Below are 15,087 nucleotides of genomic sequence, written 5' to 3' on the forward strand. Positions count from 1 at the left end.
CCTTTCGCCTGGGCGGGCGCATCGTCGCGCTCGTCTCGCGATCATTCTCACGCTCCGGCGTCGCATGCGCGAGCACGTTCTGGTGTCTCCGTCACGAGGGGCCGGGACGCCCACGGCTACTAGGCTCGTCTGGTGCCCTCGCAACCCCAGCCCCTCCGCATCGCGATGATCTCGCTCCACACCAGTCCCGGTGACGAGCCGGGTTCCGGTGACGCCGGCGGGATGAACGTCGTGGTCCGTCATCAGGCCGTCGCGATGGGCGCAGCGGGCCACGAGGTCGACGTCATCACCCGGCGTTCTTCGGCCGACCAGCCGTCCGCCGCATCCCTCGCCCCCGGCGTGACCCTGCGCTTCCTCGACGCCGGTCCCGCCGAGCCGGTCGCGAAGGGTCGGCATGAGGAGTTCGTCGAGGACTTCCGCTCCGAACTCGCCCGACTGCCGCGATACGACGTCCTGCACGCCCACCACTGGTTCTCCGGCATGGCCGCACTCCCCCTCGCGCGGGAGCTGGGGATCCCGCACGTGCAGAGCTTCCACAGCATCGCCGCCGAGTCCACCACGCCGCTCTCGCACGGCGAGCGCGCCGAGTCCCCCGGGCGCCTGGCCGGCGAGGCACGGCTCGCCGCGGAGTCGGACGCGGTCGTCGCGATCAGTGCAGCCGAGGCCGACACCGCGATCACCCGGCTCGGAGCCCGCGCCGATCGGGTGTCGATCGTGCCACCCGGGGTCGACGGGACGCTGTTCCATCCGCTCGACGGCACCCGGTCCGGTCGTCCGACCGCGGTGGTCGCCGGTCGCCTCCACCCGCTGAAGGGCTTCGACCTCGCCATCGAGACCATCGCAGCGGTCGCGCCCGAGCTCCGCCCCGAACTCGTCATCGCCGGTGACGTCTCGGTCGACTACGACCGCTACGCCGAGGAACTCGCCGCGCTCGCCCACGACCTCGGTGTCGCCGACGACGTCCGCTTCGTCGGGCCGCAGTCGCGCGTCGGGCTCGCCACGCTGTTCCGCGAGAGCACGCTCGTGCTCGTCCCCTCCCACTCGGAGACGTACGGTCTCGTCGCGCTGGAAGCCGCGGCGAGCGGTGTGCCCACCGTCGTGGCCGCCTCGGGCGGCTTGCGGGAGGCCGTCGTCGACGGCGAGACGGGCATCGTCATCGACTCCCGCGACCCGCAGGTCTGGGGTGCCGCGGTCTCGTCCATCCTCGGCGACCCGGAGCGGCTCGCGCAGCTCGGTTCGGCAGCGCGACGTCGGGCGGAGCGGTTCGACTGGCAGCGCTCGGGCGACGCCCTCGTCGACGTCTACCGGACCCTGCTCGACACCACTCCGGCCGTCGTCACCGCTCCGGCGACCTCCGCCTCGTGAACCGCGGACTCCGCCCGCTCGTCGACAGCGGGCGCACCGTCCTGTTCGCACACGCTCACCCCGACGACGAGACGCTCGCCTCGGGTGCGCTCATCGCCGAGCTCGTGGACCACGGTGCTCGCGTCGTCCTCGTGACGGCCACGCGAGGCGAGCGCGGCGAGGTCGTCGACGGCCCGCTCCGGTCTCTCGCCGGCACCGCTGCACTCGCGTCCCACCGTGAGTCGGAGCTCGCCGCCGCCTGCCGGGCGCTCGGCGTGGCCGAGCAGTTCTGGTTGGGGACGGGTCCGGCGGCCCGGCCGGGGACGTCGACACGGTACGTGGACTCGAGCATGCGGTGGGTGCGCGAGGGACTCGCCGGCCCCGCTGACGACGTCTCCCCCGGCGCGTTCTCACTCGCGCCGCTCGACGACGTCGCCGACGACCTCGTCGCGCTCATCGGACACGTCTCGCCGGACCTGGTCATCAGCTACGACCACGGTGGCGGGTACGGGCACCCGGACCACCTCCGGATGCACGAGGCCGCGATCGTCGCGGCGCGGAGGAGCGGGGTGCCGTTCGCGGAACTCGTGCACCACCGCACCGACCTCGAACCGCTGAGCGACGACGCCGTGTGGTTCCGGCTCGAGCACCGCCTCCCGATCGTCGCCGCGGCACTCGCGGAACACGCCAGCCAGCTGACGGTCGACGGCGAGCAGCTCGTGCACTCAGGCGGTCAGCGCGAGGACATCACCACCTCGGTGGGCCTGCGACTCCGGTCCCGCTAAGCGGTCGCCGGCTGGTTCCGGTGCTCCCGCGGCATGCGGGCCGCGAGCACGGGGACGAGCAGCATGAGCACGACCGCGGAACCGAAGGCCGCGGGGAACGAGAAGGCGTCGAGCAGTGCGCCGGCGACCAGCGGGCCGACGATGGCGCCGAGGTCGGACGTCGCCTGGAACACCGCGACGGCCCGGCCTCCCCGACCACCCGCGGCGTCTCCGACGGCAGCCGCCGGAGCGGTCCCGAGGAAGGCCGCCGCGACACCGTAGACGCACAGGGCGACGACCAGCAGCCAGAGCTCGCCGACGAACGGCATGGCGAGCAGCGCCGTCGCCGCGACCGGGAACGCGACGAGCATCGCGGGTCGCCGTCCGACGGTGTCGACGAAGCGGCCGGCGGGACCGAGCGCGAGCGTCTGCGCGACAGCGGCGATCGCGAAGGCGATCCCGGTCCAGGCGGCCTCCTCATGGAGCGCCTCCACGACGAGGACCGGCACGAGTGCGCCCCGGACGCCCATCGACGCCCACCCGTTCGCGAAGTTCGCGAGGAGCGCCGCCTGGTAGCGGCGATCGGCGAGGACGGTGCGGAAGGGCTCGGCCTGCGTGGCGGTCTCGATTGGCGCGGCGATCCGACTGCCGCGCAGCATCACGAGTCCGAGGAGGCCGGCGACCGCGAGGGTCCCGGCGTAGAAGAAGAAGGGTGCCGTGAGCGAGATGGTCGCGAGCAGGCCACCGACGGCCGGTCCCGCCATGCCGCCGACGAGGAACCCGCCCTGGTAGAACCCGACCGCCCGTCCACGACGGTGCGGTGGGGTGGTGCGCAGCAGCAGCGTCATCGCGGCGACGGAGAACATCGCCGACCCGATCCCTCCGACCCCGCGGAGCAGGAGCAGCTGCGGATAGTCTGCCGCGAGCCCGACGAGCGCGCTCGACACCGCGACGATCCCGATGCCGGTGGCCAACACCACCCGCTCACCGATCCGGTCGACGAGCGCACCCACGAACGGGTTCGCGATGAGCCGCATGAGCGCGAAGACCGAAACGACCGCCCCGACCTCGAGGTAACCGACGCCAAAACTGCGCACGTACACGGGCAGGACCGGGATCACGACACCGAACCCGAGCATCACGAAGAACGCGACACCGCCGAGGACGAGGACCTCGCGGCCGAGAGGCTCACGAGGAACGGCTCCCGCTCCGCCTGGACGACGGAACGGGAGCCGGATCATGCTCTCAGGGTATCGGTGCGATCAGCCGATCGTCGCCGTGTCGATGACGAAGCGGTAGCGGACGTCGCTGCGGACCACGCGGTCGTAGGCGCCCTCGACCTCGTCGGCACCGATGAGCTCGATCTGCGAGCCGATGCCGTGCTCGGCGCAGAAGTCGAGCATCTCCTGCGTCTCGCGGATGCCGCCGATGTTCGAGCCGGCGAGCGAGCGGCGGCCACCGACGAGCGAGAACACCCGGAACTGCTGCGTGTTCTCGGGCAGTCCGACGAAGACCATCGAGCCGTTGAGCTTGAGGGTCGACAGGTAGGCGTCGATGTCGAGGTCGGCGGAGACCGTGTTGATGATGAGGTCGAAGCGTCCGCGGAGCGACTTCAGGGTGCCCTCTTCGCCGGTCGCGTAGTAGTGGTCGGCCCCGAAGCGCTTGCCGTCCTCCTCCTTCGAGGTCGTCTGGCTGAGCACGGTCACCTCTGCACCGAGGGCGTGGGCGATCTTGACGCCCATGTGACCGAGGCCACCCATCCCGACGATGGCGACCTGCTTGCCGGGACCGGCGCCCCAGTGCTTCAACGGCGAGTAGGTGGTGATGCCGGCGCACAGCAGGGGTGCCGCGACGTCGAGCTCGATGCCCTCGGGGATGCTCAGCACGTAGTTCTCGTCGGCGACGATCTGCTTGCTGTAGCCGCCGTACGTGGGCTCGCCGTCGTACTCACGGCCGTTGTAGGTGGCGACGTTGCCCTTCAGGCAGAACTGCTCCTCGCCGGCGAGGCAGTTCTCGCACTCGCGGCAGGAGTCGACGAAGCAGCCGATGCCGACGCGGTCGCCGACCTGGTGCTTGGTGACCGCGTCGCCGACCTCGGTGACGATGCCGGCGATCTCGTGGCCGGGGACCATCGGGAAGATGGCCTTGCCCCATTCCTCGCGGGCCTGGTGGATGTCGCTGTGGCAGATGCCGGCGTAGTGGACGTCGATGACGACGTCGTTGGCGCGCGGCGCACGGCGCTCGATGGTGCCGACCTCGAAAGGCGCGTCGGCGGTGGGCTTGATGATGGCGGCGACGGTGGTCATAGGACTCCTCGGGCTGGGGGTGTTGGGGGTGCCGTGGGGCGGGATGCACGCGCCGGACAGCACGTTCGACGCTAGCAGCCCACTCCACCGGACGAACCCCCAAGGGACGATCACCCGAGCTGTGCTACGAGCGGTGCGGAGGTGTGAATCCCTGCAGAGTTGCTTGGCAGTTCCCGCAGAGGATCGGCCTCGGGGTGGCATCCTGCCGCGAACCCGAGCAAGGTGGGGAACTCGTATTCGCGAACGGAACGGAGAACACACATGCTCACCCTGACCGAGAACGCCGGCCGAGTCGTCAAGACCCTCGCCGAGAACGCACCACTCACCCCGGGACTGGTCGTCCCGGACGACGCGTCGTCGCTCACGCACGGCGCCGGACTGCGCATCAGCAGCAGCTCCGACGACAACAACTTCGAAGTCACCATGACGGCGACGCCGCACGAGGCCGACCAGGTCATCGAGAGCGCCGGAGCGACCGTCTTCCTCGAGGAGTCCGCAGCCGTCGCCCTGAGCGACGCGGTCCTCGACGCGCAGATCGACGAGCAGGGCGGCGTCCGCTTCGCCCTCGGCAAGGCCGAATAGCGCCCTGAGTCCGCAGAACGCCCGGTGATCCACGGTCACCGGGCGTTCGTGTGTCCGGTGGGCTCAGTCCTCGGAGTGTTTGGCGCGACTCGGCTGCACCCTCGGCGGCTCGCCCGGCATCTTCGGGAAGTCGGGAGGGAACGGGAGCTCCCCCATTCCCTGCTCGAGGTCCCGCTCCCACCACTGCAGGAGGACGTCGATGCGCCCGGCGGTGTCGTGCATGCCGGCCCACGGGTCTCCGGTGGTCCGGAGTCGCTCCGGGACGGTCCGCACCGTGAAGGCGCCCGCATCGATCTCGGGGAGTTCGTCCCAGGTCACGGGGCACGAGACGGTCGCCGAGGCCAGCGCACGCGGGCTGTAGGCGCCGGCCATCGTCCGGTCGCGGTTCGCCTGGTTGTAGTCGACGAAGATGCGTTCACCGCGCTCCTCCTTCCACCACGAGGTCGTGACCCGGTCGGGGTCCCGTCGCTCCAGTTCCCGAGCCGCCGCGATCACAGCGTGCCGGACGTCGAGGAACTCGTGCTCCGGCTCGATTGGCGCGAACACGTGGACACCTCGGTTGCCGGAGGTCTTCACCAACCCCGTCAGACCGACCTCCGTCAGCAGCTCCCGCAGCGAGCCCGCAACGCGCACGGCGTCGGCGAAGTCGGTTCCCGGCTGCGGGTCGAGGTCGATCCGCAGTTCGTCCGGATGGTCGGTGTCCGATGCCCGTGACGGCCACGGGTGGAACACGACCGTGTTCATCTGCGCGGCCCAGACGACCGCAGCGGCCTCGTCGAGGACGAGTTGCGGATGCCGCCGGCCACTCGGATACACGACGTCGACCGCCCGGACGTACTCCGGCGCTCCCTTCGGCGGGTTCTTCGAGAAGAACCACTCACCGTCCACACCGCCCGGGAACCGCTGCAGGGACACCGGGCGGTCACCGTTGGCGGCGAGGAAGGCCGGCGCGACCTCGATGAGGTATTCCGCGAGCTCCCGCTTCGTGACACCGGACTCCTCCCAGAGCACGCGGTCGGGACTGGAGAGACGTACCTCGCGGTCGCCGTGCGGTCCGGGGACGGTGAGGACGATCGCGGTGCTGGCCATGTCGGACACCGTACGCGCCCCGCCCGGCGTGGTCACGAGGGTGGTGCTCGTCGCCGCAGCGGAGTAGAACGGGACCTGTCCATCGAACCCGCCGTCACCACCCTGCCGAGGAGCCACCATGCGCGAGGTCCACGCCTCTCTCTTCCAATCCGTCGACGGCGTCGTCGAGTCGCCCGATCAGTGGCAGTTCGACCACTTCGACGCCGACATGGGCGCCATGATGACCGAGGCGATCGCTCCGATCGACGACGTCCTGCTCGGCCGCGTGAGCTACGAGCAGTGGAGCGGGTTCTGGCCGTCGGTCGGCGACGACGACCCGTTCGGCTCCTTCATCAACCCCGTCCGGAAGCACGTCGCATCACGCACTCTGGCGGGCCCGTTGTCCTGGGAGAACACGACGGTCATCCCCGGCACGCTCGAGTCCTTCGTCCACGAGCTCAAGCAGCAGGACGGCGGGCGCATCGCGGTGCAGGCGAGTATCTCCGTCGTGCGGCAGCTCCTCTTCGCCGGTCTGCTCGACCGGCTCACCCTCATGATCCACCCGGTCGTCGCCGGCGCCGGGCGTCATCTGTTCGAACCGAGCGACCCTGTGACACGCCTGGAGCTCGTCCACTCGGTGCGGACGAGCTCCGGCAACGTGCTCTCGACGTACGCTCCCCGCGCCTAGGCGGGTCGCCGCACGGCCGACTCAGCCCAGGTGGACGGCCTGCTGGTCGCCGGAGGGCAGGAGGTCCTCCTTGCGACCGCGGATGCAGACGATGGCGATGACGCTCGCGATCACGAGGCCGACCGCAGCCGCGATGAACGCCGCCGAGTAGCCCTGGGTGAACGCCACGAGCTGTGACGCCTGATCGGTGACCGTCGCCTGGTCCGTGACACTCGCGTAGACCGTGGTGAAGACCGACAGGCCGATCGACCCACCGATCTGCATGGAGGCGTTCGCCGTGGCGGAGGCCGCACCGGCGTCGTGCGGGGCGACACCCGTCAGCGCGAGGTTCTGCATCGGGACGAAGATCATCGCCATGCCGATCCCGAGCACGAGGAGCGCCGGCAGCACCTGGACGAAGTAGTCGCCGTCGGCCGTGATGCGGCTGAGGTACACGAGGGCGGCCGCCGCGATGAGCGGACCGATGATGAGCAGCGGGCGCGGGCCGATGGCCGGCAGGAGCTTCGTGGCGATCGGGGCGACGATCATGATCGCGACGGTCATCGGGAGGGTCGCGATGCCCGCCTCGAGCGGCGGGAAGCCGAGCACGATCTGCAGGTGGAACGTCAGGTAGAGCAGGGCCCCGATCATGACGCTGCCGACGATCATCTGCATGAGGAAGGCACCGCCGCGGACCCGGTCCGCCACGATGCGCAGCGGAAGCAGGGGCTGTGCAACGCGCATCTCGATGAAGACGAAGAGGGAGAGGAGTCCCGCACCGAGCGCGAGGAACCCGATCGTGTCGGCGCTCCCCCAGCCGCCCTCGGCCAGCGTGAAGCCGTAGACGAGGGAACCGAGGCCCAGGATGACCGTGATCGCGCCGAGCCAGTCGTAGCGGTTGTCGCCCTCGGCCTTGCTCTCGGTCACGAGGATGAGGCCGGCGATGAGTCCGACGATCACGAACGGCACGTTGACGAGGAGGCACCAGCGCCAGTCGACGAACTCGGTGAGCACGCCGCCGAGGATCAGGCCGACGGCCGCTCCCGCTCCCGCGACGGTGCCGAAGACGGCGAAGGCCGTGTTGCGGTCGCGTCCGTGGGAGAAGGTGACGGTGAGGAGCGCGAGTGCGGCGGGTGCCATGAGCGCTGCGAACACGCCCTGCAGACCGCGGGCGACGATGAGCTCGGTCCCGCTCTGGGCGAACCCGCCGAAGGCCGATGCGGCGCCGAAGCCGACCATGCCGACCAGGTAGGTGCGCTTCCGGCCCCAGTAGTCGGCGATGCGGCCACCGAGCAGCAGCAGCGCGCCGAACGCGAGGGCGTAGGCCGTGACGACCCACTGACGCTGCGTGTCCGACAGCTCGAGCTCCTGCTGGGCTGCCGGAAGGGCGATGTTCACGATCGTGCCGTCGAGGACGACGATGAGCTGCGTCATCGCGAGGACGACGAGGACCCACCAGCGGCGGGCCGGAGAACCGGACGGTGCGTTGGTAGGGTGCGATGCGGTGGCTGCGGATGCAGACAAGGAGGACCTCCGTGCGAGGGGTGTGGGTGCTGGGGGTTTCCAGCCCCAGATCGATGCTCGACACACGGCGCGAGTGCAGCACGGTGCGGACGATCAACCACCCCAACCACGAAGTCGGGCAGAGGACCAGGATAGCGGATGCCGACGTCGCTGCACCCGTGAGGCCACGCGGATCACTCCGAGGTGACGAGCTCCAGGACGGCCTCCGGGTGTTCCACCGCCGCGAAGTGCCCGGTCGCCGGCAGGGTGCGCAGTCGGAGGTCCGGGACGAGGGCGGTGAGGACGGCTGCATCGTCGGGCCCGATGAAGACGTCGCGGTCGCCCATCATGCAGCGGACGGGACACCGCACGCCGCGCCAGACGTGCAGGTCGTAGGCGGCGGCCGCTCGGGCCGCCAGGAGGAACGACGCCGGCCGGACGTCGGCTGCGAGCGCGTCGACGACCGACCGGTCGAGGTCCCGGCGTCGTCCGAACAGGGGCGACATGAGCGGCGCCAACAGGCCGATCCGGTTCAGCGCGCGGACGAGCCCGGGCCCGCGTTCACCGAGCGCCTGCAGCACACGCATCCCGAGGAGCATGCCCGCGAACCACGGGAGCCGGGCGCCGCCACCGACCGGCTGGCGGATCGCCTCGACGACGCCGATCCCCGTCGGCGAGACGAGGTCGACCCGGATCGTCGACTCGGGCTCGCGGACGGCGAGGTCGAGCGCGACGAACCCGCCGAGCGAGTGCCCGACGACGCGCCAGGACCGGTAGCCGAGCGAGCGGGCGACGGTCGCGACGGCTGCGGAGAGGTCTCCGACCGTCACCGCGTCGGCGGTGGGAAGCGCCGATTCACCCCACCCCGGGAGGTCCACGGCGATGACGTCGTCGACGACCGCGCCCCGCTCGTCGTCGGCTCGGAGGAGTGGTGACCACGTGGTCCAGGAACCGGCGGCGCCGTGCAGCAGGATCGTGGCCGGTCCGCCCGCTTCACGACCCGCCCGGACGGTGACCGGTCCGATGTCGGTGTCCACCGTGACGCGTCCCAGGCCGAGCGCGGTCGCATCGGCGGTGATCACGGAGGGGTCGTCCGGCGGGGCAGGACGCGAGGAGTTCACGGGCATGCGTGTCATTCGGAAACGAGGTACCGCTCGGATCGGTGCTCGATCGACGACGCCGGTCCCCCGGTGCGGCGCGCAACCCCCCTTCCGGTCGGGAACCCGGCCGCTACCGTGGTCTGATGCCTGAGAACGCACGCGCCGCCGCAGACCAAGCCGCTGGAACCGCCAAGAACAGCACGACCCTCCGCACGCTCGCCCGCACCGGCCACGCCGTCAACGGGTTGCTCCACGTCCTCATCGGCGGGATCGCGATCTCCATCGCCCTGTCCGGCGCGAGCGGTGGATCCGGCGGCGGCGGTGACGCGGACCAGTCAGGTGCGCTCAAGACGCTTGCAGGCACACCCGGCGGGATCGTCATCATCTGGGTCGTCGCCGTCGGCCTGTTCGCCCTCGGTCTCTGGACGGCGATCTCCGCCTTCCTCGTGCGCGAATCCGACACCCGCAAGCGGTGGAGCAAGCGGATCTCGACCGCCGGACGCGCGATCGCCTACCTCGCCGTCGGATCGACCGCGCTGACCTTCGCCCTCGGTGGCAGCCAGGACTCCTCGCAGTCCAGCCAGGGCCTCACTGCGACACTCCTGTCCTCCCCCGGTGGGGTGTTCGTCGTCATCGTCGTCGGCCTCGTGGTCATCGGCATCGGCGGCTTCTTCGTCTTCAAGGGCGTCACGCAGAAGTTCCTCGAGGACGTGCACCCGCCCACCGGCACGACGAAGCGCGCCGTCGTCGTCCTCGGCGTCATCGGGTGGATCGCGAAGGGCGTCGCGCTCATCACGGTCGGGATCCTCTTCATCGTCGCCGCTGCGACCCAGGACCCCGAGAAGGCCTCCGGCATGGACGGCGCCATCTCGGCATTGGCCGCGCTCCCGTTCGGCGTCGTCATCCTGCTCGTGGTCGGCGTCGGGCTCATCGCCTACGGACTCTTCTGCGGCGCCCGGGCGCGCTGGGGCAGCCTGTAGGACGGTGAGGCGGGCGCCTCGGACGACGACGCGGACGGGTCCGCTCCAGACCATGTCCTGCAAACGCTTGCGTTGCGACTACCGTTAGGAGTATGACGTCTTCTGATTCCACGACGCAGCCCGAGGCGGAACCCGCCGGCGCTACGCAGACCTTCTCCGACCTCGGCCTCGACGACGCGGTGCTCAAGGTACTCAAGGACGTCGGCTACGAGACCCCGTCCGCCATCCAGGCGGCCACCATCCCGCTGCTGCTCGAGGGACGCGACGTCGTCGGCCTCGCACAGACGGGCACCGGCAAGACCGCGGCGTTCGCCCTGCCGATCCTGTCCCGCCTCGACATCACGCAGAAGACGCCGCAGGCGCTCGTCCTCGCACCGACCCGTGAGCTCGCCCTCCAGGTCTGCGAAGCGTTCGAGAAGTACGCCACCCACCTGCGCGGCGTCCACGTCCTGCCCGTCTACGGCGGCCAGGGCTACGGCGTCCAGCTGTCGGCCCTCCGTCGGGGCGTCCACATCGTCGTCGGCACGCCGGGTCGCATCATGGACCACCTGGAGAAGGGCACCCTCGACCTCACGGAGCTCAAGTACCTCGTGCTCGACGAGGCCGACGAGATGCTGAAGATGGGCTTCGCCGAGGACGTCGAGACGATCCTGGCCGACACCCCGAAGGACAAGCAGGTCGCGCTGTTCTCCGCGACGATGCCTTCGTCCATCCGTCGCATCTCCGCGAAGTACCTGAACAACCCGGAAGAGATCACGGTCAAGACGAAGACCACGACCTCGGCCAGCATCACGCAGCGCTACCTGACGGTCTCGTACCCGCAGAAGGTGGACGCGCTGACCCGCATCCTCGAGACCGAGAACTTCAGCGCGATGATCATCTTCACGCGCACGAAGAACGAGACCGAGACGCTCGCGGAGAAGCTCCGGGCGCGCGGCTACTCGGCGGCCGCCATCAACGGCGACGTCGCCCAGGTGCAGCGCGAGCGGACCGTCAACCAGCTGAAGGCCGGCAAGCTCGACATCCTCGTCGCGACCGACGTCGCCGCGCGCGGTCTCGACGTCGAGCGCATCAGCCACGTCGTCAACTACGACATCCCCGTCGACACCGAGTCCTACGTGCACCGCATCGGCCGCACCGGCCGCGCCGGACGCACGGGCGACGCGATCAGCTTCGTCACGCCGCGCGAGCGCCACCTGCTGAAGGCCATCGAGCGGGCCACCCGTCAGCCGCTCACGCAGATGCAGCTGCCGAGCGTCGACGACGTCAACGCCACGCGCCTCACCCGCTTCGACGACGCGATCACCGAGGCACTCGGCCAGACCGACCGCATCGAGCGGTTCCGCGAGATCATCGCCCACTACGTCTCCCACCACGACGTCCCCGAGGCCGATGTCGCCGCGGCCCTGGCCGTCGTCTCACAGGGCGAGACGCCGCTGCTCCTCTCGGCTGAGGACGAGCGCCGCCGCCGCGAGGAGTTCGACAGCACCAACCGTGGCAACGACCGCGCCGGTCGCGACCGTCGCGACTCCGGTGACCGCGGCTCGCGCTTCGACCGCGGCGACCGTAGCGACCGTGGCGATCAGGGCGACCGTCCCGAGCGTCGCAGCCGTCCGTCCAGCGGACCGATGGCCCCGTACCGCATCGCGGTGGGTCGTCGCCAGAAGGTCGACCCGCGTCAGATCGTGGGTGCGCTCGCGAACGAGGGTGGCCTGAAGCGCGAGGACTTCGGCGCGATCCAGATCAAGCCGGACTTCTCGATCGTCGAACTGCCGGCGAGCCTCGGCAACGACGTCTTCGACCGCCTCGAGAACACCCGCATCAGCGGCAAGCTCATCGAGCTCCGTCCCGACCGCGGCGGCCCGGCCCGCCGACGCGACGACGAGGGCGGCACGGGCGGCGGTTCGTACGACCGCAAGCCGCGCTCCTAGCAAGCCGCACACACGATGAGAGCCGGACGGAATCCTGGGATTCCGTCCGGCCCTCGTCGTTCCGCACCCGGCGGGGTGCGTCGGTCAGTCGCGCGGGTCGAGCACGCTCGTGACCACGGCGTAGTCCGCGTCGAGCGCGATCTCGAGCTCGTCGCCGTTCTCGAGGAGGACGTCGACCTCGAACGCCTCACCCGGGTCGTCGCTGCGGTCCACATCGGTCACGGTGCCGCCCTTCGCCTCGGCGAGCGCCGCCTTCGAGGCCGCGTCGAACTCGGTGTCGGTGAGCGGCACGTCGTCTGCGTCACGGGCGTCACGGGTGTCACGGTCATCGGTGGCCGCCGTGGTGTCACCGTCGTCGATGGCACCGCTGCCGTCGCGGTCGGTGTTGGACGCAGCCGCGACGCGGTCGTCGTCGGCGTCCCCGAACTCGTCCACCGCGTAGGCGGCACCGGCTCCGCCGACGGCGAGGGCCCCGACGACGATCGCGGTGATCCACACGGGCTTCCGGCGCCAGAAGGCCGGCTTGCCGGTGGTCGCCGGGGTCGCGGGGACGGTGGTGTGGTCGGTCGCCTCGACACGCTCGACGGGCTCGATGCGCTCAGTGGCTGCGGTGGGCTGCGTGGGATCGGTGGGCTGGGAGGCGGTGTGCTCGTTCATGTGCCCCAGACTGTCCGAGGAGCGCTGAAGCGGACCTGAAGCGAGCTGAAGCGGCGTTCAGGAAGCGGACGACGCCGGGAGCGTGACGATGAACGCCGCCCCGCCGAGCGCGCTGTCGACGAGTTCGATCGACCCACCGTGCAACCGCACGACGTCGGCCACGATCGCCAGGCCCAGGCCCGAACCGCCGGCGTCGCGCGAACGACTCTCGTCGAGGCGGACGAACCGTTCGAACACGTGTGCGCGGGACTCGACCGGCACACCGAGGCCGTCGTCCTCCACGGATATCCTGACGAACCGACCGTCGGTGGCGGATCCCAGTCGGACCACGGAGTGCGCATGCCGGACGGCATTGTCGACGAGGTTCCGCACCACCCGGGCGAGCAGGACGTCGTCGCCGTCGACCCTCGCCGCCGCGACGGCCGCGGACTCGACACGCACTCCACCGGCGGATCGGAGACGAGCAGCCTCCGCCAGCAGGAGGTCGTCGACGTCGACCGTGCGCCGCGTGGTGCCCGTTCCCCCTTCATCGAGCTTCGCGAGCAGGAGCAGCGACTCGACGAGCCCCTGCATCCTGGCACCCTCCTCGAGGACCGTCGAGGCCAGCTCGGCCGGGTCGACCCGGTCCGGGTGGAGCGCCGCCACCTCGGCGTACTGCCTGATCACCGCGAGCGGTGAGCGGAGCTCGTGCGAGGCGTCCGACACGAACCGCCGCTGCGCCGTCTGGGCGTCCTCGAGCCGCTCGAGCATCCCGTTCATCGTCCCGGCGAGGCGACCGACCTCATCACCCGTGGCGGGGACCTCGATCCGTCGATGCAGTTCGCCGGCCCCCAGCTCCGAGACCTCGCGGCGGATCCGCTCCACCGGCGCCAGCGCACGCCCGACGAGCAGCCAGGTCAGGCCGCCGACGAGGGCGACGAGCACGGGGACCGCGATGAGCAGGAGCATCGACACGAGTCCGACGGCGTCGTCGGTCTCTTCGAGGGAGCGGCCCGCAAGGACGACCAGGTCACGACCGTCGACGTCGACGTCCTCACTGGCGAACACCACCGGCTCGTCGTCGACGACCGAGACGAACACGTCACCGTCCGGGATCGGCGTCGGGAGCTCGATCTCGTCGTCCGTCCGGCCCACGACACGGCCGTCCTCGACCAGGACCAGGAGTCGACCGTCATCCTCGGGCAGCGTCGTCGCGTCCGCCGCGACCAGCTGGGCCGCGGCGCTCTCCGCCTCCGCCGAGGCGCTCTGTTCGACGCCGGAACGGAGCGCCGTGGAGAACAGGCCGACGAACGCGACGGAGCCGACCCCGAGGAAGAGTCCGACCGCGAGCACCGATCCCAGTGCCGCGCGGGCTCGGACCGAACGCCACAGCCGCCGTCGGGGCGCGACCGCTCCGTGCGGCCCGGCGTCAGCCACGCCCGCCCGCCAACCGGTAGCCGAACCCACGCACCGTCTCGATCGAAGCACGCTCGAAGGGGCGGTCCACCTTGTTGCGCAGATGCCCGACGTAGACCTCGACGATGTTGGGATCGCCCTCGAAATCGTCGTCCCAGACGTTCTGCAGGACCTCGCGCTTCGAAACCACCTCGCCGCCGCGTCGCATGAGGAACTCGAGGACCGCGAACTCGCGCGAGGTCAGGTCGATCGGGACATTGCCCCGGTGGACCTGCTTCGACGCCGGGTCGAGCCGCAGTTCGCCGACCTCGAGCACCGCCGGCCGCTCCCGCGATCCACGTCGGACGAGTGAGCGGATCCGCGCGACGAGCACCGCGAAGGAGAACGGTTTGCTCAGGAAGTCGTCGGCACCGGTGTCGAGGGCTTCGACCTGGTCCCAGTCGCCGTCCTTCGCCGTGAGCATGAGGATCGGGGTCCAGTCGCCCGCGTCGCGGAGCTGCTGACAGACGCGGTAGCCGCTGAGTCCCGGCATCATGATGTCGAGGATGATGGCGTCGTAGCGATGCTCGCCGGCCATCCACAGGCCGTCGACCCCGTTCGCAGCGACGTCGACGGCGAAGCCCTCCGCTTCGAGCCCCCTCCGAACGCCGTCGGCGAGTCGCACCTCATCGTCCACGACGAGTATCCGCATCCGGTGCGACCTCCAGGCTCCGTGCCGGTCGACGGTCGAGCGGCGCGTCCCAGTCTGGCGCGGACAAGCTGAAGCAGCGCTGAAGCGGGACGGTCCGGC

14 protein-coding genes are annotated in these 15,087 nt (G+C 70.6%); 6 read left to right on the forward strand and 8 right to left on the reverse strand.

Features of this window, described 5'->3' with window-relative positions; translation table 11 throughout:
* Positions 1-132 precede the first annotated feature (132 nt).
* Together ITJ66_RS12155 and ITJ66_RS12160 are read left to right on the forward strand one after the other, a co-directional pair.
* On the forward strand, positions 133-1,365 hold the full coding sequence (locus tag ITJ66_RS12155; protein ID WP_194644673.1) for a glycosyltransferase: 1,233 nt from the start codon (positions 133-135) through the stop codon (positions 1,363-1,365).
* The gene (locus ITJ66_RS12160) at positions 1,362-2,129 is read left to right on the forward strand and encodes a PIG-L family deacetylase (protein WP_194644674.1); all 768 of its coding nucleotides are present in this window, start codon (positions 1,362-1,364) and stop codon (positions 2,127-2,129) included. Before ITJ66_RS12155 ends, ITJ66_RS12160 begins: the two co-directional genes overlap by 4 nt.
* Here the strand turns inward: ITJ66_RS12160 and ITJ66_RS12165 are convergent.
* Both ITJ66_RS12165 and ITJ66_RS12170 read right to left on the reverse strand, forming a co-directional pair.
* Positions 2,126-3,349: an MFS transporter gene (locus ITJ66_RS12165; RefSeq protein WP_194644675.1), complete on the reverse strand. Its 1,224-nt coding sequence runs from the start codon at positions 3,347-3,349 to the stop codon at positions 2,126-2,128. The genes ITJ66_RS12160 and ITJ66_RS12165 overlap by 4 nt on opposite strands.
* 21 nt (positions 3,350-3,370) lie before the next feature.
* Positions 3,371-4,414 (reverse strand): NAD(P)-dependent alcohol dehydrogenase, encoded by a 1,044-nt coding sequence (locus tag ITJ66_RS12170; RefSeq protein ID WP_064296121.1) that lies wholly within the window; start codon positions 4,412-4,414, stop codon positions 3,371-3,373.
* A gap of 261 nt (positions 4,415-4,675) precedes the next feature.
* On the opposite strand from ITJ66_RS12170, the gene ITJ66_RS12175 reads away from it, so the two are divergent.
* The gene (locus ITJ66_RS12175) at positions 4,676-4,996 is read left to right on the forward strand and encodes a hypothetical protein (RefSeq protein WP_064295440.1); all 321 of its coding nucleotides are present in this window, start codon (positions 4,676-4,678) and stop codon (positions 4,994-4,996) included.
* 63 nt (positions 4,997-5,059) lie between these two features.
* Here ITJ66_RS12175 and ligD read toward each other — a convergent pair whose 3' ends face one another.
* Complete coding sequence (gene ligD, locus ITJ66_RS12180; RefSeq protein WP_194644844.1) at positions 5,060-6,085, reverse strand: non-homologous end-joining DNA ligase; 1,026 nt, start codon at positions 6,083-6,085, stop codon at positions 5,060-5,062.
* A 118-nt stretch (positions 6,086-6,203) separates the two neighbouring features.
* Between ligD and ITJ66_RS12185 the strand changes: the two genes are divergently transcribed.
* Positions 6,204-6,752 carry a dihydrofolate reductase family protein gene (locus tag ITJ66_RS12185; RefSeq protein WP_194644676.1) on the forward strand — a complete coding sequence of 183 codons (549 nt, stop codon included), beginning with the start codon at positions 6,204-6,206 and terminating at the stop codon, positions 6,750-6,752.
* A gap of 21 nt (positions 6,753-6,773) precedes the next feature.
* Here ITJ66_RS12185 and ITJ66_RS12190 read toward each other — a convergent pair whose 3' ends face one another.
* Both ITJ66_RS12190 and ITJ66_RS12195 read right to left on the reverse strand, forming a co-directional pair.
* The gene (locus ITJ66_RS12190) at positions 6,774-8,255 is read right to left on the reverse strand and encodes an MFS transporter (RefSeq protein ID WP_228501591.1); all 1,482 of its coding nucleotides are present in this window, start codon (positions 8,253-8,255) and stop codon (positions 6,774-6,776) included.
* A 173-nt stretch (positions 8,256-8,428) separates the two neighbouring features.
* On the reverse strand, positions 8,429-9,361 hold the full coding sequence (locus ITJ66_RS12195; protein WP_194644677.1) for an alpha/beta fold hydrolase: 933 nt from the start codon (positions 9,359-9,361) through the stop codon (positions 8,429-8,431).
* Positions 9,362-9,477: 116 nt separating this feature from the next.
* On the opposite strand from ITJ66_RS12195, the gene ITJ66_RS12200 reads away from it, so the two are divergent.
* Together ITJ66_RS12200 and ITJ66_RS12205 are read left to right on the forward strand one after the other, a co-directional pair.
* Entirely contained in the window at positions 9,478-10,314 is an 837-nt protein-coding gene (locus ITJ66_RS12200; protein WP_194644678.1) for a DUF1206 domain-containing protein, read from the forward strand.
* 92 nt (positions 10,315-10,406) lie between these two features.
* A complete protein-coding gene (locus ITJ66_RS12205) occupies positions 10,407-12,245 on the forward strand; it encodes a DEAD/DEAH box helicase (protein ID WP_194644679.1) in 1,839 nt (612 codons plus the stop codon).
* A gap of 84 nt (positions 12,246-12,329) precedes the next feature.
* On the opposite strand, the gene ITJ66_RS12210 is transcribed toward ITJ66_RS12205, so the two are convergent.
* Genes ITJ66_RS12210 through ITJ66_RS12220 form a run of 3 tightly spaced genes read right to left on the reverse strand, consistent with a single transcriptional unit; the run spans position 12,330 to position 14,988 of the window.
* The gene (locus ITJ66_RS12210; RefSeq protein ID WP_194644680.1) at positions 12,330-12,902 is read right to left on the reverse strand and encodes a hypothetical protein; all 573 of its coding nucleotides are present in this window, start codon (positions 12,900-12,902) and stop codon (positions 12,330-12,332) included.
* A 57-nt stretch (positions 12,903-12,959) separates the two neighbouring features.
* Positions 12,960-14,318: a HAMP domain-containing sensor histidine kinase gene (locus ITJ66_RS12215; RefSeq protein ID WP_194644681.1), complete on the reverse strand. Its 1,359-nt coding sequence runs from the start codon at positions 14,316-14,318 to the stop codon at positions 12,960-12,962.
* The gene (locus ITJ66_RS12220) at positions 14,311-14,988 is read right to left on the reverse strand and encodes a response regulator transcription factor (RefSeq protein WP_192017874.1); all 678 of its coding nucleotides are present in this window, start codon (positions 14,986-14,988) and stop codon (positions 14,311-14,313) included. The genes ITJ66_RS12215 and ITJ66_RS12220 overlap by 8 nt, the downstream gene beginning before the upstream one ends.
* Between the last annotated feature and the right edge of the window lie 99 nt (positions 14,989-15,087).

The organism is Plantibacter sp. VKM Ac-2885, from assembly GCF_015351205.1.
Classification (GTDB): Bacteria; Actinomycetota; Actinomycetes; order Actinomycetales; family Microbacteriaceae; genus Plantibacter; species Plantibacter auratus.

Coding starts and splice junctions, on each gene's coding strand:
- ITJ66_RS12200 (WP_194644678.1), top strand. CDS start 9,478: ATGCCTGAGAACGCACGCGCCGCCGCAGACCAAGCCGCTGGAACCGCC.
- ITJ66_RS12175 (WP_064295440.1), top strand. CDS start 4,676: ATGCTCACCCTGACCGAGAACGCCGGCCGAGTCGTCAAGACCCTCGCC.
- ITJ66_RS12195 (WP_194644677.1), bottom strand. CDS start 9,361: ATGCCCGTGAACTCCTCGCGTCCTGCCCCGCCGGACGACCCCTCCGTG.
- ITJ66_RS12165 (WP_194644675.1), bottom strand. CDS start 3,349: ATGATCCGGCTCCCGTTCCGTCGTCCAGGCGGAGCGGGAGCCGTTCCT.
- ITJ66_RS12185 (WP_194644676.1), top strand. CDS start 6,204: ATGCGCGAGGTCCACGCCTCTCTCTTCCAATCCGTCGACGGCGTCGTC.
- ligD (WP_194644844.1), bottom strand. CDS start 6,085: ATGGCCAGCACCGCGATCGTCCTCACCGTCCCCGGACCGCACGGCGAC.
- ITJ66_RS12220 (WP_192017874.1), bottom strand. CDS start 14,988: ATGCGGATACTCGTCGTGGACGATGAGGTGCGACTCGCCGACGGCGTT.
- ITJ66_RS12170 (WP_064296121.1), bottom strand. CDS start 4,414: ATGACCACCGTCGCCGCCATCATCAAGCCCACCGCCGACGCGCCTTTC.
- ITJ66_RS12210 (WP_194644680.1), bottom strand. CDS start 12,902: ATGAACGAGCACACCGCCTCCCAGCCCACCGATCCCACGCAGCCCACC.
- ITJ66_RS12205 (WP_194644679.1), top strand. CDS start 10,407: ATGACGTCTTCTGATTCCACGACGCAGCCCGAGGCGGAACCCGCCGGC.